The organism is Moraxella sp. CTOTU48841, assembly GCF_032061225.1.
Classification (GTDB): domain Bacteria; phylum Pseudomonadota; class Gammaproteobacteria; order Pseudomonadales; family Moraxellaceae; genus Faucicola; species Faucicola cinerea.
Window position 1 is genome coordinate 363765 of record NZ_DAMBFQ010000001.1, and the last position, 24327, is coordinate 388091.

Below are 24327 nucleotides of genomic sequence, written 5' to 3' on the forward strand. Positions count from 1 at the left end.
GTCTGGGTGCGCAGCGCTGGATTGATATTCCTGGATTTGGTAGTGTGCAGCCGTCAGAGTTTATGAAGCTTGGTATGCCGATGCTCACTGCTTGGTTTTTATCCAAACGCGACTTGCCGCCAAGTTTATCGACAGTGCTTATCACGCTGGTGGCGATTGGTATTCCCGTGCTGCTAATTGCTGAGCAGCCCGACTTGGGTACCTCTTTATTGGTGGCGTCTAGTGGCTTATTTGTGCTGTTTTTATCGGGTTTACCTTGGTGGATGATTGGCTCTGCGGTGGCGCTGTTTATTCCTTTTGTTTTTGTGGCTTGGGAATACCTGCTACACGACTACCAGCGCAAACGCGTCCTAACTTTGCTAGACCCTGAAAGCGATGCCTTGGGGGCTGGATGGAATATCATGCAATCAAAAACCGCGATTGGCTCAGGGGGACTCACAGGTAAAGGCTACTTGCAAGGCACACAATCTCATCTACACTTTTTACCAGAAGGTCACACCGATTTTATCATTGCGGCTTTTTCTGAGGAGTTTGGCTTAATCGGTGTCAGTTTACTGATGTTCCTGTATTTTTGTATTCTATGCCGTGCCTTATTTATCGCTTACTCCAATACTGCTGTCTATAGCAAATTACTTTCTGGCGCGATTGCCATGTCATTTTTTGTCTATGTGTTTGTGAATGCAGGCATGGTGGCAGGTATTTTGCCAGTTGTCGGCGTTCCTCTACCATTTATCAGCTACGGCGGTACCGCGTTAATTACTTTGATGGCAGGATTTGGTTTAGTAATGTCAATTGCCTCGCATAATGTTAAATAACTCTTAGACTATTTTCAAAAATTTTTCGTTTGTAAATAGGCTATTTATAAACAATTCTTTATGTAACTGGGTATTTTTAAATGTAAAAAACGTAGAATGGTTAGCATAAAAGATATCTTTTTTATGAGTATTTTTAAATAATTATGATGGTAAAACTTAATAGTTTTACCGTTTATCTGTTTTTTTATACCTTTTATCTAAATAAATCGTGATTTTAACCGCGTAATTGCTTATTGTGGGTCATCAAGATTGAACAATTACATACCGAAACAAAGTAAAATTTGTAACCTAATTGTTAAATCTAATAAATTTTCGTGGTGACTTATAAGCAATTTGTATGAATGACATATAAAGGCTTATTGGCTCCCAAACATTAGGCGCTCATCGTAAAGAGCGATTGTTCAGAGGACATTATGTCAAAACGTCAATCGAATTTAGCTAACGTAGCGACGTTACTTTGCTTTTGTGGCGTAACGGCGCTTAGCTCAACTACCCAAGCAGCCACGAGCAATTTAGATCACGTACTTAATGAGTTAACCCGCCAGCACAACAATGCATCAGACTTAGTCAAATCCGCGCGTCAACCTCGCAACCTTGCCTTAGAAAGCCAACTTATCAGCCAAGACACTTCACAAGCTAGCAAAGATGCAGACGTGTTAGAGCGTCTTTCTGCCGTTGCATCTAATACGGTCAATCGTTTTAGCCAAACGGGTGTCGCCTCTTGGTATGGTCGTCAATTTCAAGGTCGTAAAACTGCTAGCGGCGATACTTTTGATTCCAATTCGTTGACGGCTGCCCATCGCTCATTGCCAATGAACTGTTATATCAAAGTGACCAACAAATCAAACGGCAAAAGCGTTGTGGTAAAAGTCAATGACCGCGGTCCATTCTCAAGCCATCGCGTCTTAGATTTATCGTATGCCGCCGCCAAACAAATTGGCTTAGCAAGCACGGGTACAGGCAACGTCGTTATTGAGCGTGTAGCCGGTCCAAACTAATGTTTAGCTAACTAGCAGCTTCTAGGTTACTAGCAGATTTTAGGTAAACTAGCTGCCTATCAGCACAAAAAAAGCATGAAATTGATTCATGCTTTTTTAATAGCTTTAACAATACTACCGCGCTAAATACTTGGTCATATCTTCAATACCATGCAAGGTCATCGGGTACATATGACCTTGCATGATATCTTTGATTAAGCCGATGGTCTGGGTGTATTGCCAGAAGCTTGGTGTCTCAGGGTTGAGCCATGCGACTTTATCAAAATGGTTAGTGATACGTTTTAGCCACGCCTGTCCCGTATCTTGGCTCATATACTCAACGCTGCCGCCGACAGATAACAACTCATAAGGCGACATTGCTGCATCCCCCACAAAAATCACCCGATAATCACTGCCGTATTTGTGTAGCACATCCAATGTGGGCACGGCACTGGCGTTACGGCGGGCATTTTCTGTCCAAACATATTCATACACACAGTTATGAAAATAAAAAAATTCAAGCGTCTTAAATTCGTTTTTAGCGGCGGCAAATAAGCGCTCACACGCTTCGATATAGCTATCCATGCTACCACCGATATCAAATAGCATGAGCACTTTGACACGATTACGGCGTTCGGGACGCAGCTGCACATCGAGCATCCCTTTTTGCGCGGTTTTCTTGATGGTTGAGCCAATATCTAGCTCATCAGCCGCCCCATCACGGGCGAATTTACGCAGTTTTCGCAGTGCCATCTGCATGGAGCGGGTTTCTAACTGGTTATCGGTGTCCAAATCGCGGTATTTGCGCTGCTCCCACACCTTGACCGCTGAGCGTTTTCGGCTTTCACCACCCACGCGGATACCTTCAGGATGGTCGCCATACGCACCAAAAGGCGATGAGCCGCCTGTACCAACCCATTTGTTACCGCCTTGGTGTCGCTCTTTTTGTTCTTTTAGGCGTTCCTCTAGGGCTTTCATGAGTGCTTCAAGCGAACCATATTTTTTGAGTAGGCGCCGCTCTTCTTCGCTGAGATTGTTGGGGTCAAGTTTAAGTTCCAGCCATTCTTTGGGGATATTGCCCAATTTTGCCATCAGCTCGTCAATGTCGAGTGTATCAATACCTTCAAAATAATCCGCCATGGCACGGTCAAATTTATCAAAGTATTTTTCGTCTTTGACCATACATAGGCGAATCAGCTCGTAGAATTGTTCACGGTCGGCAAACACAATGCCTGTTTCTAGCAAAGCATAAAGATCTAGCAATTCCCGGGTGGAAACTGGCACGCCATAAGTGCGTAAGGTGTAAAAAAGATTGATAAACACACCAATCCCCTATCGACTACGACGCAGCATAAAGCCTATACGTTCAAGTAAACTCAAGTCATTTTCATTTTTGAGCAACGCTCCCGCCATGGGCGGTAAGTTATCGCTTGGATTTTTCAAACGCTCAATCGCATTTTGACTGCCCGCTTGCAAATCATCGGCCATGAGCAAACTAATCCAATCTACCAATTCAGAGGTGGATGGCGGTTTTTTTAAGCCTTTGACTTCTCGCAGACCGTAGAACACCTTGAGCGCTTCATCCACCAAGTCTGCTTGTAGATTGGGGAAATGCACATCCACAATTTCACGCATGGTTGCTTGGTCAGGAAAATCAATATAATGAAAAAAGCAACGACGCAAGAAGGCATCAGGCAGTTCTTTTTCGTTGTTTGACGTGATAATAACGACGGGACGATGGTCGGCGGTAATGGTCTCACCCGTTTCATACACATAAAACGACATCTTATCGAGCTCATGCAGCAAGTCGTTGGGGAACTCAATATCCGCTTTATCAATCTCATCAATGAGCAGTACCACACGCTCAGGACTGGTAAATGCTTGCCATAGCTTGCCTGCCTTGATATAGTTGGCAATATCATACACGCGGTCATCGCCCAGTTGGCTATCGCGCAGGCGTGATACCGCATCGTACTCATACAAGCCCTGTTCGGCTTTGGTGGTAGATTTGATGTGCCAAGTTAACAGTGGCATACCTAAACTTTTTGCCACTTCTTCAGCCAGTAGCGTTTTACCCGTGCCAGGTTCCCCTTTGATGAGTAACGGTTTTTGCAATCGAATCGCAGCATTGACGGCAAGCTTTAGGCTGTCAGTGGCGATATAACTATCGGTGCTTGCAAAACTGCTTTGGGTGACGCTATTTTGGATGGCAGCATTTGGCTGATGGTCAGACATAAAAAAACCTATGATAATCGTCAAAAATGAGTTTCAGACTATCATAAGTTTTAGGGAAAGTTAAGCTATAAGTAAAAGGTTAAGCTGTAAAAGATTAAGCTATAAAAAGTTAAGCCGTAACAGCTTGTTGGCTTATCACCATCATAAATTAGCGGCTAGGCTGGCTGATATTGGCGTTATTTAACGCATGTTTTTTGTTGGTTTTATCGATACCCATTCGAATAATTTGCCAAATAAAACCCAAAATACAGCCCACTGTAATCACAACCATAATTGGTAGCAACCCATTAAAGATAATTGCTGGATCTTTGAGTAAAATCCCATAAACCACTGAAATACTCGCTGGTGCGATGTCAGGCGGGGTGCCAAGGGAAGTGGTGGGCGTGAGCAAAATCGCAAATAGAATAATCCAACTCAAACCTGCAAGCGTTTTTGGCAAAATCCGTACCACTAAAATCCAAAGCAGTAATACGATAATGGAAAACCCCACATAGGCATATAGGGGTAATTTATCTGGCGGCACACCTTGAACCAACTGCGCCCACCAAATGATGATTTCGCCTAGCACATTGCCGATTTGGTCGAGTGATAAAAATGCAAACATAATTTTGCCTTGCCAAAAATAGATAGCTTATTTTAGCATGATTCAACTCATTTGGTTAAAGTTTTGCTATTGCCACTTGCTCTGCTGCGCTTCTGCCATATTCAATTTTGCTTGGCGTAACAGTACGTCTTCAGGCGGCATTTGCACAAAATACCCCTGACTTTGTAATTTTTCTAACACTTCTGCTTTATTGACCCGTGCAAGCTTTGGCGTATTTGCCAAATCCAAATGCATCACAAAGGTTTCGCGTCCAATCGCTTGGCGAAAATCCTTGGGCAACACCGATAGCCAATCACGAATCTCGTCCGTGTCATTGGGATAATTTGGACGAGCAATGTACACATACAGGTCATCTTTTTTGCTAAATTTATAAATATCGCAATGCATCATACAACTCTATTATTACTGTAAAATTTAAAGTGCCTCTATCATACCATAAAATGGTTTGTCTGGAATTAAACCACTTTTGCTACCAGCGCCTTTTGTCATCAGCCCTGTTTACCATTAATCTAGGCATTTCACATGTTAGCCCATAAAAAAAGAGCAACTAGGGCAATTGCTCTTTTGGTGATAAAAGCTACTGATAAATTTGCGCTTTATAAAAGCTAATTAATGATGCTCAGTATCTGCAATCTGCGCTTGTGCCAATGCAGACAATGCGGCTTTTAACATCGCTGATACGGTGCTTGAGCAAGTGCCGATACCTGAATAAATCTCACCTTCAATATTCAACTGTAAGTAAGCAACGGCATTGGCATCACTGTTATTTTGGGTGAGCGGGCTTTGACTTTCAACCGTTAATGCATGCTCTGCATAGTTGATAACGTGAATATTTTTGTTCAATTTGGCAGAGATGGCATTGATAAAGGCAGACAACGGACCATTGCCATTACCAACAACGTCTATGATGTCATCTCCCATGCGTACAGAGCCTGAAAAGCTCACTGAGCCAGCGGTGTTTTTGATTTCATAATCTTGCAACGCCAAAGTAGATTGGTTCAAATAGGTGTCTTCAAACACGCTAATAACATCATCTGATGTCAATTCTGTCTGACGGCTTTCGGCTTCTTGCTGAATGACACGGCTAAAGTCAATTTGCGTCCAGCGCGGCAAATGAAAGCCAAAGTCACGTTGCAAGATATAAGCAACACCGCCTTTCCCTGACTGGCTATTGATACGTACAACATCCTGATAGCCGCGTCCGATATGAGCAGGGTCAATCGGCAAGTATGCCACATCCCATAAGCCTTGGGTAGCTTCGGCATTTTTCTCGTTATAATCTAGCGATTTTTTAATGGCATCTTGGTGCGAGCCACTAAAAGCGGTAAATACCAACTCGCCCACATAAGGATGGCGTGGATGAATCGGTAACTGATTGCACTCACTTACCACTTGGGCGATTTCGCTCATGTTACTAAAATCAAGCTGTGGGTCTACGCCTTGGCTATACATATTCATCGCCATAACCATGATGTCCATGTTGCCTGTGCGCTCGCCATTGCCAAAAAGCGTGCCTTCAATCCGGTCAGCCCCTGCCATCAAACCCAACTCACTGGCAGCCACGGCACAGCCACGGTCATTGTGGGTGTGAAGGCTCACAATCACATGCTCACGCATGGGTAAGTTTTGGCAAAAATATTCAATCTGATCCGCATAAATATTAGGCGTTGAGCTCTCTACTGTTGATGGCAAGTTAAAGATTACCTTCTGACCTAAGTCAGGGCGCCAAACTTTACACACCTCATCACAGATTTTGACCGAAAAATCGACCTCGGTTTGTGAGAAACTTTCAGGAGAATATTCAAAAATCCATTCGGTTTCAGGGTATTCTTTCGCCAAATCACGCAACAATGTCGCGCCTTCAACCGCAATCGCAATGATGTCATCATAATCTTTTTGATACACTTTTTCGCGCTGCACTTTTGAGGTTGAGTTATACACGTGGACAATGGCACGTTTGGCACCCTTCAACGACTCAAAGGTACGGCGAATCAAATGTTCGCGTGCCTGCACCAATACTTGCAAGGTCACATCGTCGGGTACGTGTCCGCCTTCGATTAATTTGCGGGTAAAGTCATACTCGACCTGCGCTGCTGAGGGAAAACCAATCTCAATTTCTTTAAAACCCACTTGCACCAACAAGTCAAAGAAGCGCATTTTTTGTTCAATGCTCATCGGCTCAATCAAGGCTTGGTTACCATCTCGCAAATCCACCGACGTCCATATGGGCGCTTTGGTGATAGTTTTATCGGGCCAAGTACGCTGGGTCATCTTTGGTGCAAACGCAAAGGGTTGGTATTTTTTATGATTAAACGCCGTATTCTTGGGTTGTATTGTCATGCTAATTCTCCAAATTTAATTTTGCTTAAAATTTTATGATGAAATTATACCCATTTTTTTGTAGTTGAAGTAACCAAATTTTGCTATAAAATACATAGCATTTGATATTTGTGGCTAATAAAATTATATTGTGTAGTTAAAATCACTAATATTGAGAATTCAACATGGCTTCATTAGATAAAATAGACAGACAAATATTAGCGCTATTACGAGAAAATGCACGCATAAGCAATCTTGAATTGGCAGAAAGCGTAAACTTAAGCCCTACTCCCTGTGCGCGCAGAGTCAAACAATTAGAGGATTCAGGTGTTATCACGGGTTATAGTGTCACCACCGACCCTATAAAATTAGGTTATCAACTGTCAGTCTATATTGCCATTAGCATGGATAAACATACAGCAGAACGCTTTAGCAATTTTGAAAAAAAACTACGAGAATTCCCTGAAGTGGTAAGCTGTAGTATTGTGACAGGGCGCAGCGAAGACTATCTTATCAAAGCTTTGGTCAAAGATATGGCGCATTATGAAGAATTTTTATTGCATCGTCTAAACCGTATTGAAGGTATTGCACAAGTGCATACCAGTTTTGAATTACGGCAAGTGTTTGAAAAGTCAATCATCTGATTGGGTGTTAAACCATGTGCTAAAAACTATAAAAAAACGCACTATTTGTTGGTATCGCTTATGATACCCAGCCAAACAATAAAAAAGCCATTGATAACCAACGGCTTTTTTATTGTCTAATCGTTATTTTTCCCAAATCCCCGATGTGATTTTGGCTTTCATGGCGGGGTATTTATTGATGTTAAAAACAGGATGCTTAACACCTGATTTGATTTGAGCGGAATAATCTTTTGCCAAAATAAACACATATTTTGACAACAGGACGATACTGACAAGATTAATGTACGCCATAATCGCCATCATCAAATCACCCATATCCCACACCATAGGCACTTCAGCCACAGAACCAAAATACACAAAGGCAAGCACTAAAATACGAAATATATTTAAAATCATTGGATGATTTTTAAGATATTGCACATTGGTTTCGGCATAGGCGTAGTTGCCAATAATACTCGAAAAAGCGAACATGAACAGCACTACCGCTAGGAAAATTTGTGCCCATGAACCCACATGACTTTCTAAAGCGGCTTGGGTCAATTGAATCCCTGTCAAATCAGCGGTGGGTAATTTTGATAATAAAATAATAAACGCAGTGCAAGAACAGACAATAATGGTATCCACAAAAACGCCCAAACTTTGAATCAGTCCTTGTGTGGCGGGGTGAGGTACATCCGCAGCAGCAGCGGCATTGGGGGCAGAGCCTTGACCTGCTTCGTTAGAATACAAACCCCGCTTAATCCCAAGCATCATCGACTGCGATACCAAACCGCCTAACGCCCCACCCGCTGCCGCATTAAAAGTAAAGGCATCGGCCAAAATCAAATTAAATACCTGCGGAATCATGGTGATATTGGTCACAATAATATACAACGCCATCAGCAGATATACCCCTGCCATCACAGGTACTAGCATTTCTGAAATGGTGGCAACGCGTTTTATCCCACCAAAAATAATCGGTGCAGAAATAATAACCAACAATATCGCTACCACATGTTTACCCGTTCCCCATGCGGCACAGGTATTATCGCCCGTACAACCGACCGCTGATTGTACCGCTTGGGCGATGGTGTTGGCTTGAATGGCATTATATACCAAGCCAAAACACAAAATCAGACTCACTGCAAATGCCACACCTAGCCAACCTTGCCCTAAACCCTGACGGATATAATAAGCAGGCCCACCCCGAAAATGCCCATTGGCATCTCGCACCTTAAATAATTGTGCCAGTGACGACTCAGCAAACGCCGATGCCATCCCAATCAAGGCAATAAACCACATCCAAAATACCGCACCTGGTCCGCCAACACTCACGGCAATAGCAACCCCTGCGATATTCCCTGTGCCGACACGACTCGCCAGTCCTGTCATAAACGCTTGAAACGATGAGATACTCTCACTATGCTCGTGATGTTCGGTGCTTCGACTAGCCAGCAAATTCTTGACACTGTGTCCAAATAAACGAAATTGAACAAACCCTGTCATGACGGTAAAAAACACACCAATACAAATCAAAATCCACACCAACCAATCCCACATGGGTGAACTGATAAGATTGACACTACAATGAATGCTATCCATCACACTTGCTTGCGCCAAGCAAGCTAAATCTTTGTTATACATCAACAAATCTCGCCTCAAAAATTGATAGCGGATAGTATCAATAAAGCAAACTTTTGGCAATCATTCAGCAAAAAAAAACGACACCAAAAGTGTCGTTTTTCTAAAGCTTACGCTAACAAATTAGAAACGGTAAGTTGCACCGATTTTAGCGATTGGGTACCAATCTGAATAATTTGAATCATCCAAATCTTGTTGTAAGTCAGATTTTAAACGATCATTGTCAAATTTTGTAATTTCATCACCATTGGCATCTAGAACTCGCGTTTTAGCATCAGTCACTTTTAAGCCACCAGTATAAGCTGCACCGATTTCACCAAATACACCAAAGTTATTAGTGATATTAGGACGGAAACCAATAGTTAAGTATGGGTTCATGGTGTTTTTGTTTTCAGCTGACGCTTCAATGTTACCATAGTAAGAGTTACCATTGATTTTAACTTGTTTGGTTTCAGTTGCTTGTTTTTTCAAAGTGATTTCATTGTCACCAAAAATGGTACCAACACCCACAGTAAACCAATTTCCAGCTGGACGTAAATTCACACCAATATACGGATTGCTTGAATCTGTTTCTAAGTCATATTCAACATCTTCAATTTCGATGGTGTCTTTTAAATCGCCAATATCACCGCCAGCCCAACCAGCTACAAGTTCAGTTTTATCGTTTAGCGCCCAACCAATATTGGCACCATAACCTAAAGTACCTACTTCGGCACTGATAGCGGCAGGATGTGTTACGGTATCAAAAAATGTTCTAGTACCAGAAACCAATTGAGTTGTCGTATTTTGTACCACACCTGCGTTTGGGTCATAGGTGGTAGTAGATACGGCAACAGGCTGTGCAACAACTTGTTGATCAACCACTACAGTTTCAGCAAAAGCAGAAGTTGCAATTAAAGCAGCAGGAATAGCAGCTAATTTTAAAACTTTCATATAAATCTCCTAAGGACAGGATAAGGTAAATTTACCATTTCTCTTAAAAATCTAAACGACTTTTAAGCGATGAATGACATATAAAGAAAAAGTAAATTAGTTGACATATTTTGTTACGTTTCTCTTAGGTATATTAAAACGTAATTTTTCAGCAATGTCTTTTAATTTTGTATAACTTTTCTATATGTTTATGTAATTACATAGGATGAAGTGTAATATTTTATCAAAAATGTTGCTTTTTTAAAAGACTTAAGTTGATGTTGCAATTAAGAGAATGACTTTTATGTTAATTTTTTTTACAATACGCCTATCGAGAGATGCTGCAGCTTAAGGTTCGCTTAATTTATATTGGCTTGTCTTTGCTAGGCTCGTTTTTTGTATTTTAACCAAAATAAATCCAAAATAAATAACGGCATCTGCGTTTTTACTTTAACTTTTTTTACTGGTTATTAAGGAGTGGACGCAGTGTCCCTGTCTATCAATTCTACCGATTCAAATTTTTCTGATTATAAAGTTGCCGATATTAGCCTTGCTGACTACGGTCGCAAAGAAATCAAACTGGCTGAAACTGAAATGCCTGCTTTGATGGGCTTACGCCAACGCTACCAAGCCGAGCAGCCTTTAAAAGGTGCCAAGATTGTGGGCTGTATCCACATGACCATTCAAACAGCGGTATTGATTGAAACGCTCGTGGCACTGGGTGCTGAAGTACGCTGGACTTCTTGTAATATTTTCTCAACCCAAGACCATGCCGCTGCCGCCATCGCAGCAGCCGGTATTCCTGTATTTGCTTGGAAAGGCGAAACTGAGGAAGAATACGAATGGTGTCTTCGCCAGCAGATTTTTGAAGGCGGTGAAGCCACGGGCAAGCTGTGGGATGCCAATATTATTTTAGATGATGGCGGTGACTTGACGGCGCTGATTCATAACGACTACCCGCAAATGCTCGATAACATTCACGGTATCTCAGAAGAAACAACAACAGGGGTACATCGTCTAATTGAAATGCTTAATGCAGGCACGTTAAAAGTACCCGCCATTAATGTCAATGACGCAGTGACCAAATCAAAAAATGACAACAAATATGGCTGTCGTCATAGCCTAAACGATGCTATCAAACGTGGTACCGATATGCTTTTAGCGGGTCGTCGTGCGCTTGTTATCGGTTATGGCGATGTGGGTAAAGGTTCTGCGCAAAGCCTACGGCAAGAAGGTATGGTAGTACGAGTGACGGAAGCCGATCCGATTTGTGGTATGCAAGCTTGTATGGATGGCTATGAATTGGTCTCGCCATTTGTGGAAGGTGACCCTGCCAAAGGTGTCAACAATACCCTCATGCAAGATACTGACTTGGTGGTCACTACCACTGGTAACTACCATGTCTGTAATAGCGATATGTTAAAAGCCTTAAAAGCCACCGCAGTGGTTTGTAATATTGGTCACTTTGATACTGAGATTGATACCCAGTTTATGCGTGACAACTGGAAATGGGTGGAAGTGAAGCCTCAAGTACACCAAGTCTATCGATCAGAAGATGAAAACGATTACTTGCTTTTATTGTCGGAAGGTCGTTTGGTCAATTTGGGTAATGCCACAGGTCATCCATCACGTATTATGGATGGTTCTTTTGCCAACCAAGTATTGGCACAAATGCATTTATTTAAAGAAAAATTTGCTGATTTGCCTGCGGATAAGAAAGCGGACAATTTATATGTCAAAGTATTGCCAAAAAAACTCGATGAAGAAGTGGCAGCAGCGATGGTTGCAGGCTTTAACGGGGTACTGACTAAATTGACGCAGCAACAAGCCGATTATATCGGTGTGCCAGTTGAAGGTCCATTCAAACCTGATAGCTATAAATACTAATAGCTAAAAATACTATTTGTTAAAGGTTCAATCAAAGTCATGCCAATGTGCATGACTTTTTTTATGCCGTTTAACTCAATATTTATGCCAAAAAATTCAATTTTTTTACTGTTATACCCGTTATAATGGTGCTATTTTTTTAGCATTTTGGATACTTTTATGACCGCCATGACAACGCCGTTTTCTTTTGAGTTTTTTCCCACCAAGACCGATGACGGTCAAACCAAATTATTGGCAACCTTTGATGAATTAAATGCTTTAAAACCTCAATATTTTAGCGTCACGTATGGCGCAGGTGGGTCAACCCGTGAGCGCACCTTAGGTATTGTTAAGGCACTGAGTGAAAAAAGTAACACGCCCATTACCCCGCATTTATCCTGTATTGGCGATGATAAAGCCAAAATTGGCGAGTTATTGGATTATTATAAATCGTTAGGTATTAATCGCTTGGTGGCGCTGCGCGGTGATTTACCATCAGGTATGGTGGGTCTTGGCGAGCTGCCGTTTGCTGTCGATTTAGTTAAATACATACGCGAGCATAGCGGTGATTATTTTCGTATCAAAGTCGCTGCTTATCCAGAAATGCACCCGCAAGCCAAAAGCTTTGAGGCCGATATCCAAAACTTGCTCAATAAATACCATGCAGGCGCGACTGAAGCGATTACCCAGTTTTTCTACAACGCTGACAGCTATCTATATTTGCGGGATGCCCTTGCCAAAAAAGGGGTGACACAAGATCAGTTCCCAATTATCGCAGGCATTATGCCCATCACCAATGCGTCAAATTTGATTCGGTTTGCCGATGGCTGTGGCGCAGATATTCCACGTTTTATCCGTAAACAGCTTGCCGACTATGGCGATGACAAAAAAGCCATTCGTCAATTTGGGTTTGAAGTGGTGGTCAATCTATGTGAGCGTTTGATTGCCGAAGGCGTGCCGTCAATGCATTTTTACAGCATGAACCAAGTCAGCCCAAATAAACAACTGATTGAAGCGCTTGGATTGGTTTAATTGAGGATAGACCTTAAGCACTATCTGATAGCAAAAAAAATGACAATGGCGATGTTAAACTGTCTGTTCAACATCGTAAAATTGGGGCATCGCAAGATAACGCTTATCTTAAAAAGTTTATCTGGAACAGTTTATCTTGAGCAGTTACTGTTCGGTAAAATTTTATGATGCGATTGCCCTGATAGTCGGATGCTTACCTAATTATGCTTGCCTAGTTAAATGTCTTCATGCGTTAGGTTTGCGCCAATATTTTAACTTTGAAGTGTGACCAATCCCCACATTAAAGGTGTTGGTAGGATCTAGCTTGCGATAAAAATTGGCTAATGCTGGCTTAGCAACATATAAATGACCCACATTGTGTTCTGCGGGATATTCTGCTCTACGCTCATCTAGCAGCTGCCACATCTGATGCTCAATATCCAGTGGATTAGTGCCTTTTTTGACAATGTAATCTTGGTGAAATACATGGCAAAAAAAGTGCCCATAATATAATTTATGTAACATATGTTGTTCAAGATCTGCGGGGATTTTTTCCACCCATTCTCTATCGTTACGTCGTAACGCAATATCTAATGCGACAATATCCTCAACCTCTGCTCGGTGGGTATCACGATATCGTATCGCCGCTCCGGCAACAGCAAAACGGTGTAAGAAAGCTTTACGACCTTCTTCCTCCGTACAGGCAAAATACGAGCCAGTAGAATGAACGGCAAAATACTCATTTAAAAACTGCTCTGTCTGTTCTGCGCTTTGCTCATCTACTCGTAGAATCAAATGATGCTCAAAACGTTGATGAAACGTTAGCATGCGCTGCGGTAAATGATTGGGTAAGAAAAAAGTGATAGCTTGTAAAATTTGATCAGTCAACCCCCGTATCTTGATTTTTTCCAACCACCCATCAATGCGATCTTTGAGGGCTAATGCTCTGGGTATATTCACCGTGCCAAAACGTTCAATAAACAAGAAAGTATCTTTGCCATACTTTGCGCCAATACTAAAGGCATCACGATGAATATATTCCCCAGCAATCGGCAAGCTGGGTAGTGATGTCAGCAAATAACGACGTATTGCCGTTAGGTCATCATGGTCATTTGAGCCGATATAAAAAACCTTACTTTCAACTTTTTCAAAGGTATCGAGTCGTACCGCAAACACACAGACTTTACCCGCTGAACCCGATGCTTCGTATAATCGTGTCGGATCGGCATTAAATCTAGCAGGACTATCTGCATCGACTTGCTTAACGTCATGCGCGTAACGATTGTCTGATGCTAGCTGAGTGGTTTGCGTGGTTATCTGACCGGTTTCATAGTCTTGTTTTTGCAGTCTGGTGAGTATTTCTTCGGCCGTGTTGCCTAAATCAATACCTAGATGATTAATCAATTCTAACTTACCCGATTCATTGACACGGGCATACAACGCCATTTCAGTATAAGCAGGTCCACGACGTACCAGTGCGCCACCTGAGTTGTTGCACACCCCACCTAAAACTGAAGCCCCAATACATGATGACCCAATCACAGAATGCGGTTCACGATTATAAGGCTTTAAAGTACGCTCAAGATTATCCAAAGTAGCGCCAGGTAAACACACCACTTGTTTGCCATCTAAAATCACTTGAATGCCTTGTAGACGCCGAGTACTCATAATAATAACTGGACGATCATATTCATCACCATAAGGTGTAGAGCCGCCTGTCAGTCCTGTATTGGCAGCTTGCATAATTACCACACAATCTGCCTCAATAATTGTTTGTAGTGCCTGCCACTGCTCAAGTAAGGTGCCGGGACATACCACAGCCAACACTTTTCCCTCACCAAAACGTATGCCTTGTCGATAATGACGGGTATCTTGTTCATCGATGAGTACATGAGACTTCCCGACGATCTTCGTTAATTTATCGAGTGTCGGCTTATACTGTTTTAACATGATAAATATCCTTATTGATTAAATGAGTCATGAGGTTTTATTGGCGATTGTATTGTATTGTATTGACTTGTTGATAGTTGAACCGGTCTGGTTTTATCAAAGATAGGATTGTGTTCGATAGTAGAGCTACGCATGGCGTTAACATGGTCAAGTGTGCGTTTACCATCGGTGGCTCGATTATAGATGCGGTTATCGCTGATTTGTGCTATTAGATTTTTTATTAGGAGATTTTTTGCTACTAGATTTCGTGCTAGATGTGGCTTGGCGTAGTGCCTAGGTGGGTAGTTTATTTGGGTTACCCGTAAGTATTGGCAGTGGTCTAAGCGAATGATGAGTTTTTGTTTCATCCCTTTATGCTACTATATTTTAATCAATTTACGCAAAAATTTATGCGCTTTGTATCAGCGCTCAATGTAAAAGAGGACTATTAAAGTCCCCTTTTTTCACTGCTGTGAGTCTGTTTTAGTTTGATGTTACATTATTACATAGCAGCTGCGAAGATTGCTACGACTTGTTCATGATTTGCCTTACGTGGGTTGGTGAGCATACAAGCATCGTTTTGGGCATTGGTTGCCATGATGGCAAGGTCTTCTTGTTTAACACCAAGCTCAGTGAGTCCTGTAGGAATACCTACCGATTGGGATAGCTCACGAATTGCATTGATGCCTGCCTTACCTGCTTCTGCCCGAGTCATGCCTTTGATGTCAATGCCCATAAATTCAGCAATATCTGCATAACGCTCAGGTGTTGAGATCAGGTTAAATTCACAGACGTGCGGTAACAAAATCGCATTACAGACACCATGTGGCAGATTGTAGAACCCACCTAACTGGTGCGCCATTGCATGTACATAGCCTAGCGAGGCGTTATTAAACGCCATGCCTGCTAAGTATTGGGCGTAGCTCATAGCCTCACGCGCTTCAATGTTTTCGCCATTCGCTACTGCTTGACGCAGCCATTGTTGAATCATTCGAATGGCTTTTTCAGCACAAGCATCTGTAATCGGATTTGCAGCAGTCGATACATACGCCTCTACCGCATGGGTTAACGCATCCATACCTGTTGCCGCAGTTAAAGATGCGGGTTTAGCAGTCATCAGTCGAGGGTCATCAATAGCAATAAGAGGGGTACAACGCCAATCGACAATCGCCATTTTGACGTGGGTATCGGTATTGGTGATAATACAAAAACGTGTCATCTCTGATGCCGTGCCTGCCGTGGTATTGATAGCAATCAATGGCGTCATTGGCACTTTACTTTTATCAATACCTTCATAGTCACGGATATGACCACCGCCTGCGGTCACTAGACCAATCCCTTTTGCACAGTCATGTGACGAACCACCACCCAATGAGATGATAAAATCACAGCCGTTATCCTGATACGCTGTGACGCCATCGTGGACATTTTTGTCCGTTGGATTTGGCTCTGCGCCTGCAAATACGTAGCTATCAATACCTTGTTCGCTTAAATGTTTAATGATAATGTCTGGAACACCTGCTTTGTTCAGCCCTTGGTCAGTTACAATAAGCGCTTTTTTAGCACCTAGATCTTTGGCTTTTGAGCCTACTTCTTTGACACAGCCAGGTCCAAATAATGATACGCAGGGAATGAAAAAGCCACTGGTTTGATCGGAGATTTGCTTATAAGCCATGATTAAATTCCTTTTAATCTTTTATGTTAGGGGTATATAGTAATTTTATTCGTACGCCTAGTTTTTTTTCATCATTACAAATAGATAGGATGTACTAATATATTTTTATAAAATATATTCTTATAAAATCACTATGACTTGATTTTAGTTCAGTCATCCAATGCGCTCTACCTACTATTAACCTACCTTAGTCAAAAAGTTACTAGAGTTAATGTCTTTTGAGAAAATAAAGCACGCTACTTGCGCTATGTCCCTCATGGCTTATGCTGTCAACCATACAGCAAAACATTGGGTAGCTTTCATCACGCACCCTGACAGCAAAAGTCTTGAATCCCTGCTCACTTCAACACAAAGCTTTTTTGTATCCGGTCACACAACAAGTCATATTACTATCAAAATTGGTATTACCAATTTACAAAAAACCTTATAAATATCGCTGTTTTTTTTGAATTTAATTGAATTAAAGTGTAATATTCTTTATTATTTCACCCATTAATGACACCTCGACTATTTTGGTAATACCAATTATTTCACGGAGGAAATAATGATGCAACATTGGCAACAAATTTATGATCCCATGGGTAATATTTGGCTTTCAAGTGCCATTGCCCTCATCCCAATTATCTTCTTTTTTCTAGCCTTGGCGGTATTTCGTTTAAAAGGTAGTGTTGCAGGCACTATTACCGTTATTTTGGCGTTGCTTGTTGCCCTATTTTTATATCAAATGCCGGTGACATTAGCGCTATCATCCGCGATTTATGGATTCTTCTACGGGCTTTGGCCAATCGCCTGGATTATTATCGGGGCAGTATTTTTATACAAAGTCACGGTAAAAACAGGGCAATTTGATATTATCCGCTCCAGTATTTTATCGCTCACCCAAGACCAACGGTTACAAATGTTACTGGTCGGGTTTGCTTTTGGTACTTTTTTGGAAGGCGCAGCAGGCTTTGGTGCACCCGTGGCTATCACGGCAGCGTTATTGGTCGGATTAGGGTTTAAGCCTTTGTATGCGGCTGGACTTTGCCTCATCGTCAATACCGCCCCTGTTGCTTTTGGTGCGATGGGAATTCCAATCATTGTAGCAGGACAAGTCTCTGGGGTAGAAACCCATGCCATTAGCCAAATGGTCGGACGTCAGTTGCCTTTTATTGTGCCGATTGTATTAGTCTGGATTATGGCGATTATGGATGGCTGGCGCGGGGTTCGTGAAACCTTCCCAGCGATTGTGGTCGGTGGTGGGTCGTTTGCTATTGCGCAGTTTTTGACCTCAAACTATATTGGACCTGAGTTGCCTGATATTACCGCTGCTATTGCCTCGTTAATCAGCTTGACGTTGCTATTTAAAGTGTGGCAGCCCAAGCATGTGTTCCGTTTTGAAAATCAAGTCGATGGCAAAAATCAGATGGGTGATACCACAAGCGTATCAGCACCGTTGCCAAACACCCATTACTCGCCCGCTCAAATCATCAAAGCTTGGATGCCGTTTGCCATTTTGACCGCGATGGTGTCGTTGTGGAGCATTAAGCCGTTTAAAGATTTGTTTGTCAAAGGCAAAGATGGTCATCCTGATGGGGCATTGGTCGATATGGTGATGAGTATCAATGTGCCGTATTTGCACAATGCAGTACAAAAACTACCCCCAGTTGTCACCAAAATTACCGACTATGCCGCAATTTATAAATTTGATTGGTTCTCAGCAACAGGTACTGCCATCATATTAGCGGCGATTATTTCCATCGTGATGCTAAAGATGCGCCCCAAAGAAGCGTTATCGACGTTTGGCGAGACCGTTAAAGAACTACGCACCCCGATTTATTCTATTGGTATGGTGTTGGCGTTTGCGTTTATCGCCAATTATTCGGGGTTATCTGCTACATTAGCGTTAGCATTGGCGCACACGGGCAAAGCTTTTACCTTCTTTTCACCATTTTTGGGTTGGTTAGGGGTGTTTTTGACAGGCTCAGACACTTCAGCCAATGCGTTATTTGCCGCCCTTCAAGCCACCACCGCTCAGCAAATTGGTGTGCCTGAGGTGTTGTTAGTGGCAGCCAATACCTCGGGTGGGGTGACCGGTAAAATGATTTCTCCCCAATCCATTGCCATTGCCTGTGCCGCCACAGGTTTGGTTGGTAAAGAGTCGGATTTGTTCAGATTTACCGTCAAACATAGTATTATTTTTACCATTATGATGGGCGCGCTCATTACGCTACAAGCGTATGTTCTGCCTTGGATGATTCCACACGGATAATGATGGGTAAGGTATGAAGGTTGCAACGCAGGTTATTGAACAATTAATTTCGCTAATAGACCGTGAAGGGCTAAAAAATGGCGATAGATTGCCTGCCGAGCGCCATTTGTGTGAGCGGCTAGGCGTATCTCGTACTGCACTGCGTGAAGCGATACAGCAGATGAATAGTGTCGGTATTACCGAAAGTCGTATTGGGTCGGGAACGTTTGTCAAAGATGTGCAAAAAACCAAACAGAACCAACCCCTTGTAGCGCTGTCTGATAATCTGATATTACAAACCCTAACCCCGTTATTAGATGCCGATCCCCTGTATCGCCTAGATGTGCAAGAAGCAAGAATTGTACTAGAAGGCGGCACAGCCTGGTACGCTGCCCAAAGAGCTACAAAACAAGACATTGAAAAAATCCGCTTTTACTACGAGCAGTTAGCAAACAGTCAGGCACATGGCGATACCGAACAAGCCGCTATTGCAGATGCCAATTTTCATTTAGCGATTGCTGAAGCCTCCCAAAATGCGGTATTGTTGCAGATGATGAAAAATGTTTTTCATCTACTGCGACATAACGTGGTATTAGCTCGGCGAAAAATTTACACCGAGCATTATGGCTTTGAAACTTTACATACGCAGCACATGGCGATGATGAATGCAATTATCGCGCGTGATAGTGAATTAGCTCGCAAAGCCGTGGGAGAGCATATTGAGTTTGTGATAAAACAGGTTGCCAAGATTGATGAGGCAACGGCTCGCAGACAGCGAGTTTCCCGATTGGCCACTGATGCTTTTTAATACAGATGCTTTTTAATACTGATGCCTGTTAATGCAGGCACATTTTATAAACGTATCTTAGTGTAAATAGTTTTGAATGCACGTGGCTATTTCTACCATTAATAACATAGTTAAGATAGGGATATTATGATTATTTCCTCTGCCAATGATTACCGAGAAGCGGCTCGCCGCCGTTTACCCCCCTTTTTATTCCACTACATTGATGGTGGCGCGTATGCAGAATACACCCTAAAACGTAATGTTGAAGATTTATCGAGTATTGCCTTACGTCAGCGGGTATTAAAAGACATGACGCAGCTTGATTTATCCACTGAGATTTTTGGTGAACAGCTGTCTTTGCCTGTGGCACTCTCGCCGGTGGGTTTGACAGGTATGTATGCTCGCCGTGGTGAAGTCCAAGCAGCCATGGCTGCTGACAAAAAAGGCATTCCATTTACCATGTCAACAGTATCAGTCTGCCCTATCGAAGAAGTCACCCCAAAAATCAATCGCCCTATGTGGTTTCAGCTGTATGTGTTGCGTGACCGTAAGTTTATGCAAAATGTGCTAGAGCGTGCCAAAGCGGCAGGCTGCTCAACGCTGGTGTTTACCGTCGATATGCCTGTACCTGGGGCGAGATATCGCGATGCGCACTCTGGCATGAGTGGACCCAATGCCGCGATGCGTCGCTATCTACAAGCGTGCACCCATCCGCACTGGGCAATGAACGTGGGATTGCTAGGAAGACCTCATGATTTGGGTAATGTGTCTAAATATCTTGGTAAAGCAATCGGCTTGGAAGATTATATCGGTTGGCTCGGTAATAACTTTGATCCCTCGATTTCTTGGAAAGATTTAGAATGGATTCGTGATTTTTGGGATGGCGCTATGGTCATCAAAGGTATTCTTGACCCACAAGACGCCAAAGATGCAGTACGTTTTGGCGCTGATGGTATCGTGGTTTCCAATCATGGTGGGCGTCAGCTTGATGGGGTGATGTCAACCGCCACTGCCCTACCCAAAATTGCCGATGCTGTTAAAGGTGATATCAAAATCTTGGTCGATTCGGGTATCCGTAATGGCTTAGATGTGGTGAGAATGTTGGCATTGGGAGCGGATTTATGTATGTTAGGACGTGCATTTATCTATGCGTTAGCCGCCGATGGTGAGTCCGGGGTAACCAATTTACTTAACTTGATAGACAAAGAAATGCGCGTGGCAATGACATTGACCAGTGCAAACCGAATTCAAGATATCAATCGAGACTGTTTGGTAGATTTTAGTACTTTGACTTGATAGGCTGACAGTGACTAGTCAACCTCAGCATATCTATGGGATTTTTTTATTTTGGTAAATGCTAAGATTTTATGGCTAAACTATAAGTTTTTTAAACTAAGTACGCCACTTGCTTCTTTAAAATCTATCAACTTAATTGCTCAATAACCGCTTATTGTGATTGTCTGATTGAGCAAGTGTGAATTAATTAAATATTGATACTTTTTATTTTCGATAAAAAAACCGCTCTATGAGAGCGGTTTTTGTTGTTTATGACCTATCAAATTCTAGAAAAAGCCCATTGGTTTTTCAGAATAGCTGACCAGTAAATTTTTGGTATTTTGGTAATGCTCTAACATCATTTTGTGGTTTTCACGCCCAATGCCTGATTTCTTATAACCACCAAATGCGGCATGGGCTGGATAAATGTGGTAACAGTTTGTCCATACTCGCCCAGCTTGAATAGCACGCCCTGCACGGTAAGCAGTATTGCCACTACGTGCCCACACGCCAGCACCTAGCCCAAACATAGTATCATTGGCAATACGCATGGCATCATCAAAGTCTTTAAAGGTTGTCACAGACAATACCGGACCAAAAATCTCTTCTTGGAAGATTTTCATATCATTATTGCCTTTAAAAATCGTCGGCTCGATATAATAGCCTTCACCCACCTCATGTCTTGCATTACCACCGGTTAAAAGCTCGGCGCCTTCTTGTTTGCCTGTAGCAATACAGCCTAAGATTTTGTCTTGTTGTTCCTGAGAAGCTTGGGCACCAATCATCGTTTCCGTATCCAATGGATGACCTGTTTTAATACGTTTTACCCGTTCTACGGCTTTCGCCAAGAAGGCATCGGCGATACTTTCATGCACTAATGCTCTCGAAGGGCAGGTACATATTTCACCTTGATTGAGCGCAAACATAGTAAAACCTTCAAGTGCTTTTTCTAGGTAATCATCTTCTTTATCCATAACATCGGCAAAGAAAATATTGGGTGATTTACCACCTAACTCTAAAGTAACTGGAATAATATTCTCTGTCGCATACTTCATAATAAGCTGACCGACAGGGGTTGAGCCAGTAAAGGCAATTTTTGAGATGCGTGGGCTTCTAGCTAAATGACTCCCCACCTCTTCGCCATACCCATTCACGATATTTAAAATACCTGCGGGTAGCAAATCTTGAATCAATTCAACAAGCACCAATAAGCTCACAGGCGTCTGTTCGGCGGGTTTTAAGACGATGCAGTTACCCGCGGCTAGTGCAGGCGCTATTTTCCAGGTAGCCATTAAGATTGGAAAATTCCAAGGAATGATTTGTCCAACCACACCTAAAGGTTCATGAAAGTGATAAGCGACCGTGTCATCATCAATGGGTGAAACACCGCCTTCTTGCGCGCGGATTGCACCCGCAAAGTAGCGAAAATGGTCAATGGCAAGTGGTATATCCGCCGCTAAAGTTTCACGGATAGGTTTACCGTTTTCCCATGTTTCAGCTACCGCTAATAACTCAATATTTTGTTCAAGGCGATCTGCGATTTTTAATAATAGATTAGAGCGCTCTGTGGGTGAAGCCGCATTCCACTTAGTTTTAGCAGTATGGGCGGCATCTAGCGCAAGCTCAATGTCTTCTGGACTTGATTTGGCGACTTTGGCGAAGGGCTTGCCGTTGACGGGTGAGATGTTATCAAAGTACTCACCTTTAACCGGCGCAACCCATTGGCCGCCAATAAAGTTGTCATACTTTTCTTTAAAATTGATTTTAGCACCGTCAGTATTAGGGTCAGCATAACGCATAATGACATTTCCTTTTGTCAGTTGGTAGATAAACTGCTTCGTGCAGTTGGGGGTTACACATTCATATTATTACAGAAACGGTAGGTAAAAGGTAGGTGTTTAATTATTCTTTACAATACGCTAGGCACATTATACTATTGAGGATAGCTTATTTTAAAAAACCAAGGATTGGTTAGTGAATTAGGATATTTTAAAATATGAATAAAAATAGACTGTTAGAGCAAAGGCATCGGATTGATAAGCGGCGTTTTAACATTACCTTTACCGATAATAATGCAGATCTTATCCAACAAAGTATTGTCCAGTCATGGCACCGCTCAGACAGTGCTAACATTCCAACTGAGCGCCAACAAGCACCCATTAACGCCACCAAAAGCGAGCAATCGTATTATCTAAAAAAAGCCTTAGGCTATTGTCAAAATCAATTACAACATATCACCTTGCAATCCTCCATGGTGATGGCTGTGGCTGATATCGGTAGTACGATTATCTGGACGACTGCCAGCAAGTCTATGCAAAAAGCGGCAGAAGCGGTTAACTTCATCGAAGGCGGATGCTGGGGGGAAAGCCAAGTTGGCACAAATGCGCTCGCTTTATCGCTAAAAACGCAGCAATCAACTTGTGTTTTTTCCAATGAACACTATATGCCTTCGGTTCATGAATGGGTATGTTACGCCACGCCTATCATTGAACCGCATACCAAACAGGTCATTGGCGTACTAGATTTATCGACCACTTGGCAGAATCACAATAATTTTGGCATATTTGCTGCTGAACGCTGTGCCAGTATTTTACAATCCGCTTTGAATGAGTGCCAAAGACACTATCTGTATATTCAAGGATTTAATGAACCCAGCGTCATATTCAATGGCAAAACCTTGCGGCTGACCCCTCGGCAAGTCGAGATATTGACAGTGTTAGCACTTTGTCCCCAAGGCATGAGCTTAGATGCCTTACACCAAGCGATCTATGGTGAGCGTAAAGTGTCACAAGGTACGCTAAAGACTGAAATGTCGCAGTTACGTGATACACTTACTGGTTTATTGGGTTCTCGTCCGTACCGCCTATTAATGCCTATTGATGGTGATTTTTTACGGGTTGAACAATCATTAAATGCTGGTTATTTAGAAGCCGCCATCAAATTATATACCGGCATATTTTTTAGCAAAACAGAAAGCCCTTTTTTATGCACTTGGCGCACCTGTTTAGAAGCTCGCTTGAGCCAAGCCATTTATCATTCAGATCAGGTTGACTTATTACTCATGCATTTGTCAAATTGCCCTGATGCTAGTGATGCTATAGAAAGGTTGATTGAATTAATGCCAGATAACCTCTCGATTCACCAACATTTAGAGGTACTGTCTAATAGGTAACCATCCATTTTTCTTTAACCATCAATTTCCCCCTAATCATGCACTTTTCGTTGAAAAAGCCGTTGCAAGGCTTTTTCGATATGGGTGAGACCCCACCAAACCGTTGGTTGTATGTGTTATTGACTTCCCGCTTTACCATCCTGTCTAGCCGCTGTCCTTGCAAGCATTGCTGCAATACCATCGACCTGTCAAGATAAAAGATAGCATGCCTCTATGCACTTTTGGGTGATAATGCTTGTGTGTTTTTTATCGAAAA

The 24327-nt window shown here is 42.4% G+C and carries 19 protein-coding genes; 9 read left to right on the forward strand and 10 right to left on the reverse strand.

Annotated elements, in window-relative coordinates; translation table 11 throughout:
* Together rodA and RT034_RS01585 are read left to right on the forward strand one after the other, a co-directional pair.
* On the forward strand, positions 1-815 hold an 815-nt coding region (gene rodA / locus RT034_RS01580; protein ID WP_313012843.1), incomplete at its 5' end, for a rod shape-determining protein RodA.
* 413 nt (positions 816-1228) lie between these two features.
* Positions 1229-1813, forward strand: a complete 585-nt coding sequence (locus tag RT034_RS01585) for a septal ring lytic transglycosylase RlpA family protein (RefSeq protein ID WP_099833790.1) — start codon at positions 1229-1231, stop codon at positions 1811-1813.
* A gap of 114 nt (positions 1814-1927) precedes the next feature.
* On the opposite strand, the gene RT034_RS01590 is transcribed toward RT034_RS01585, so the two are convergent.
* The 5 genes from RT034_RS01590 to leuA all read right to left on the reverse strand — a co-directional run bounded on the left by RT034_RS01590 (position 1928) and on the right by leuA (position 6971).
* On the reverse strand, positions 1928-3115 hold the full coding sequence (locus RT034_RS01590; RefSeq protein ID WP_313012846.1) for a vWA domain-containing protein: 1188 nt from the start codon (positions 3113-3115) through the stop codon (positions 1928-1930).
* 9 nt (positions 3116-3124) lie between these two features.
* Complete coding sequence (locus RT034_RS01595) at positions 3125-4027, reverse strand: AAA family ATPase (RefSeq protein ID WP_201664354.1); 903 nt, start codon at positions 4025-4027, stop codon at positions 3125-3127.
* 148 nt (positions 4028-4175) lie between these two features.
* On the reverse strand, positions 4176-4631 hold the full coding sequence (locus RT034_RS01600) for a resolvase (RefSeq protein ID WP_313012850.1): 456 nt from the start codon (positions 4629-4631) through the stop codon (positions 4176-4178).
* Positions 4632-4697: 66 nt separating this feature from the next.
* Positions 4698-5018, reverse strand: a complete 321-nt coding sequence (locus RT034_RS01605) for a YcgL domain-containing protein (protein ID WP_095355610.1) — start codon at positions 5016-5018, stop codon at positions 4698-4700.
* A 222-nt stretch (positions 5019-5240) separates the two neighbouring features.
* Positions 5241-6971, reverse strand: a complete 1731-nt coding sequence (gene leuA, locus RT034_RS01610; protein ID WP_313012852.1) for a 2-isopropylmalate synthase — start codon at positions 6969-6971, stop codon at positions 5241-5243.
* Positions 6972-7135: 164 nt separating this feature from the next.
* Here leuA and RT034_RS01615 point away from each other — a divergent pair, with 164 nt between their 5' ends.
* Positions 7136-7594 (forward strand): Lrp/AsnC family transcriptional regulator, encoded by a 459-nt coding sequence (locus tag RT034_RS01615; RefSeq protein ID WP_313012854.1) that lies wholly within the window; start codon positions 7136-7138, stop codon positions 7592-7594.
* Positions 7595-7717: 123 nt separating this feature from the next.
* Here RT034_RS01615 and RT034_RS01620 read toward each other — a convergent pair whose 3' ends face one another.
* Positions 7718-9175 carry an alanine/glycine:cation symporter family protein gene (locus RT034_RS01620; protein ID WP_313013305.1) on the reverse strand — a complete coding sequence of 486 codons (1458 nt, stop codon included), beginning with the start codon at positions 9173-9175 and terminating at the stop codon, positions 7718-7720.
* A 162-nt stretch (positions 9176-9337) separates the two neighbouring features.
* The gene (locus RT034_RS01625) at positions 9338-10147 is read right to left on the reverse strand and encodes a hypothetical protein (RefSeq protein WP_313012857.1); all 810 of its coding nucleotides are present in this window, start codon (positions 10145-10147) and stop codon (positions 9338-9340) included.
* 477 nt (positions 10148-10624) lie between these two features.
* On the opposite strand from RT034_RS01625, the gene ahcY reads away from it, so the two are divergent.
* Both ahcY and metF read left to right on the forward strand, forming a co-directional pair.
* Complete coding sequence (gene ahcY / locus RT034_RS01630; protein WP_309593007.1) at positions 10625-12013, forward strand: adenosylhomocysteinase; 1389 nt, start codon at positions 10625-10627, stop codon at positions 12011-12013.
* 168 nt (positions 12014-12181) lie between these two features.
* Positions 12182-13024 carry a methylenetetrahydrofolate reductase [NAD(P)H] gene (metF, locus tag RT034_RS01635; protein WP_313013313.1) on the forward strand — a complete coding sequence of 281 codons (843 nt, stop codon included), beginning with the start codon at positions 12182-12184 and terminating at the stop codon, positions 13022-13024.
* Positions 13025-13249: 225 nt separating this feature from the next.
* Here the strand turns inward: metF and dld are convergent, their stop codons facing one another.
* Positions 13250-14953, reverse strand: a complete 1704-nt coding sequence (gene dld / locus RT034_RS01640) for a D-lactate dehydrogenase (RefSeq protein ID WP_313012860.1) — start codon at positions 14951-14953, stop codon at positions 13250-13252.
* A gap of 481 nt (positions 14954-15434) precedes the next feature.
* The gene (mdh, locus tag RT034_RS01645; protein ID WP_007116525.1) at positions 15435-16607 is read right to left on the reverse strand and encodes an iron-dependent methanol dehydrogenase; all 1173 of its coding nucleotides are present in this window, start codon (positions 16605-16607) and stop codon (positions 15435-15437) included.
* Positions 16608-17184: 577 nt separating this feature from the next.
* Between mdh and lldP the strand changes: the two genes are divergently transcribed.
* From lldP to lldD, 3 genes are all read left to right on the forward strand, one after another.
* Positions 17185-18858 (forward strand): L-lactate permease, encoded by a 1674-nt coding sequence (gene lldP, locus RT034_RS01650; protein ID WP_409566283.1) that lies wholly within the window; start codon positions 17185-17187, stop codon positions 18856-18858.
* Positions 18859-18871: 13 nt separating this feature from the next.
* Complete coding sequence (locus RT034_RS01655) at positions 18872-19645, forward strand: FCD domain-containing protein (protein WP_313012865.1); 774 nt, start codon at positions 18872-18874, stop codon at positions 19643-19645.
* Between the two features lie 126 nt (positions 19646-19771).
* Entirely contained in the window at positions 19772-20920 is a 1149-nt protein-coding gene (lldD, locus tag RT034_RS01660; protein WP_313012867.1) for an FMN-dependent L-lactate dehydrogenase LldD, read from the forward strand.
* Between the two features lie 266 nt (positions 20921-21186).
* Here the strand turns inward: lldD and exaC are convergent, their stop codons facing one another.
* Positions 21187-22698 (reverse strand): acetaldehyde dehydrogenase ExaC, encoded by a 1512-nt coding sequence (exaC, locus tag RT034_RS01665; protein ID WP_076774262.1) that lies wholly within the window; start codon positions 22696-22698, stop codon positions 21187-21189.
* Between the two features lie 197 nt (positions 22699-22895).
* On the opposite strand from exaC, the gene RT034_RS01670 reads away from it, so the two are divergent.
* Complete coding sequence (locus RT034_RS01670; protein WP_313012870.1) at positions 22896-24071, forward strand: helix-turn-helix domain-containing protein; 1176 nt, start codon at positions 22896-22898, stop codon at positions 24069-24071.
* Positions 24072-24327: the final 256 nt, after the last annotated feature.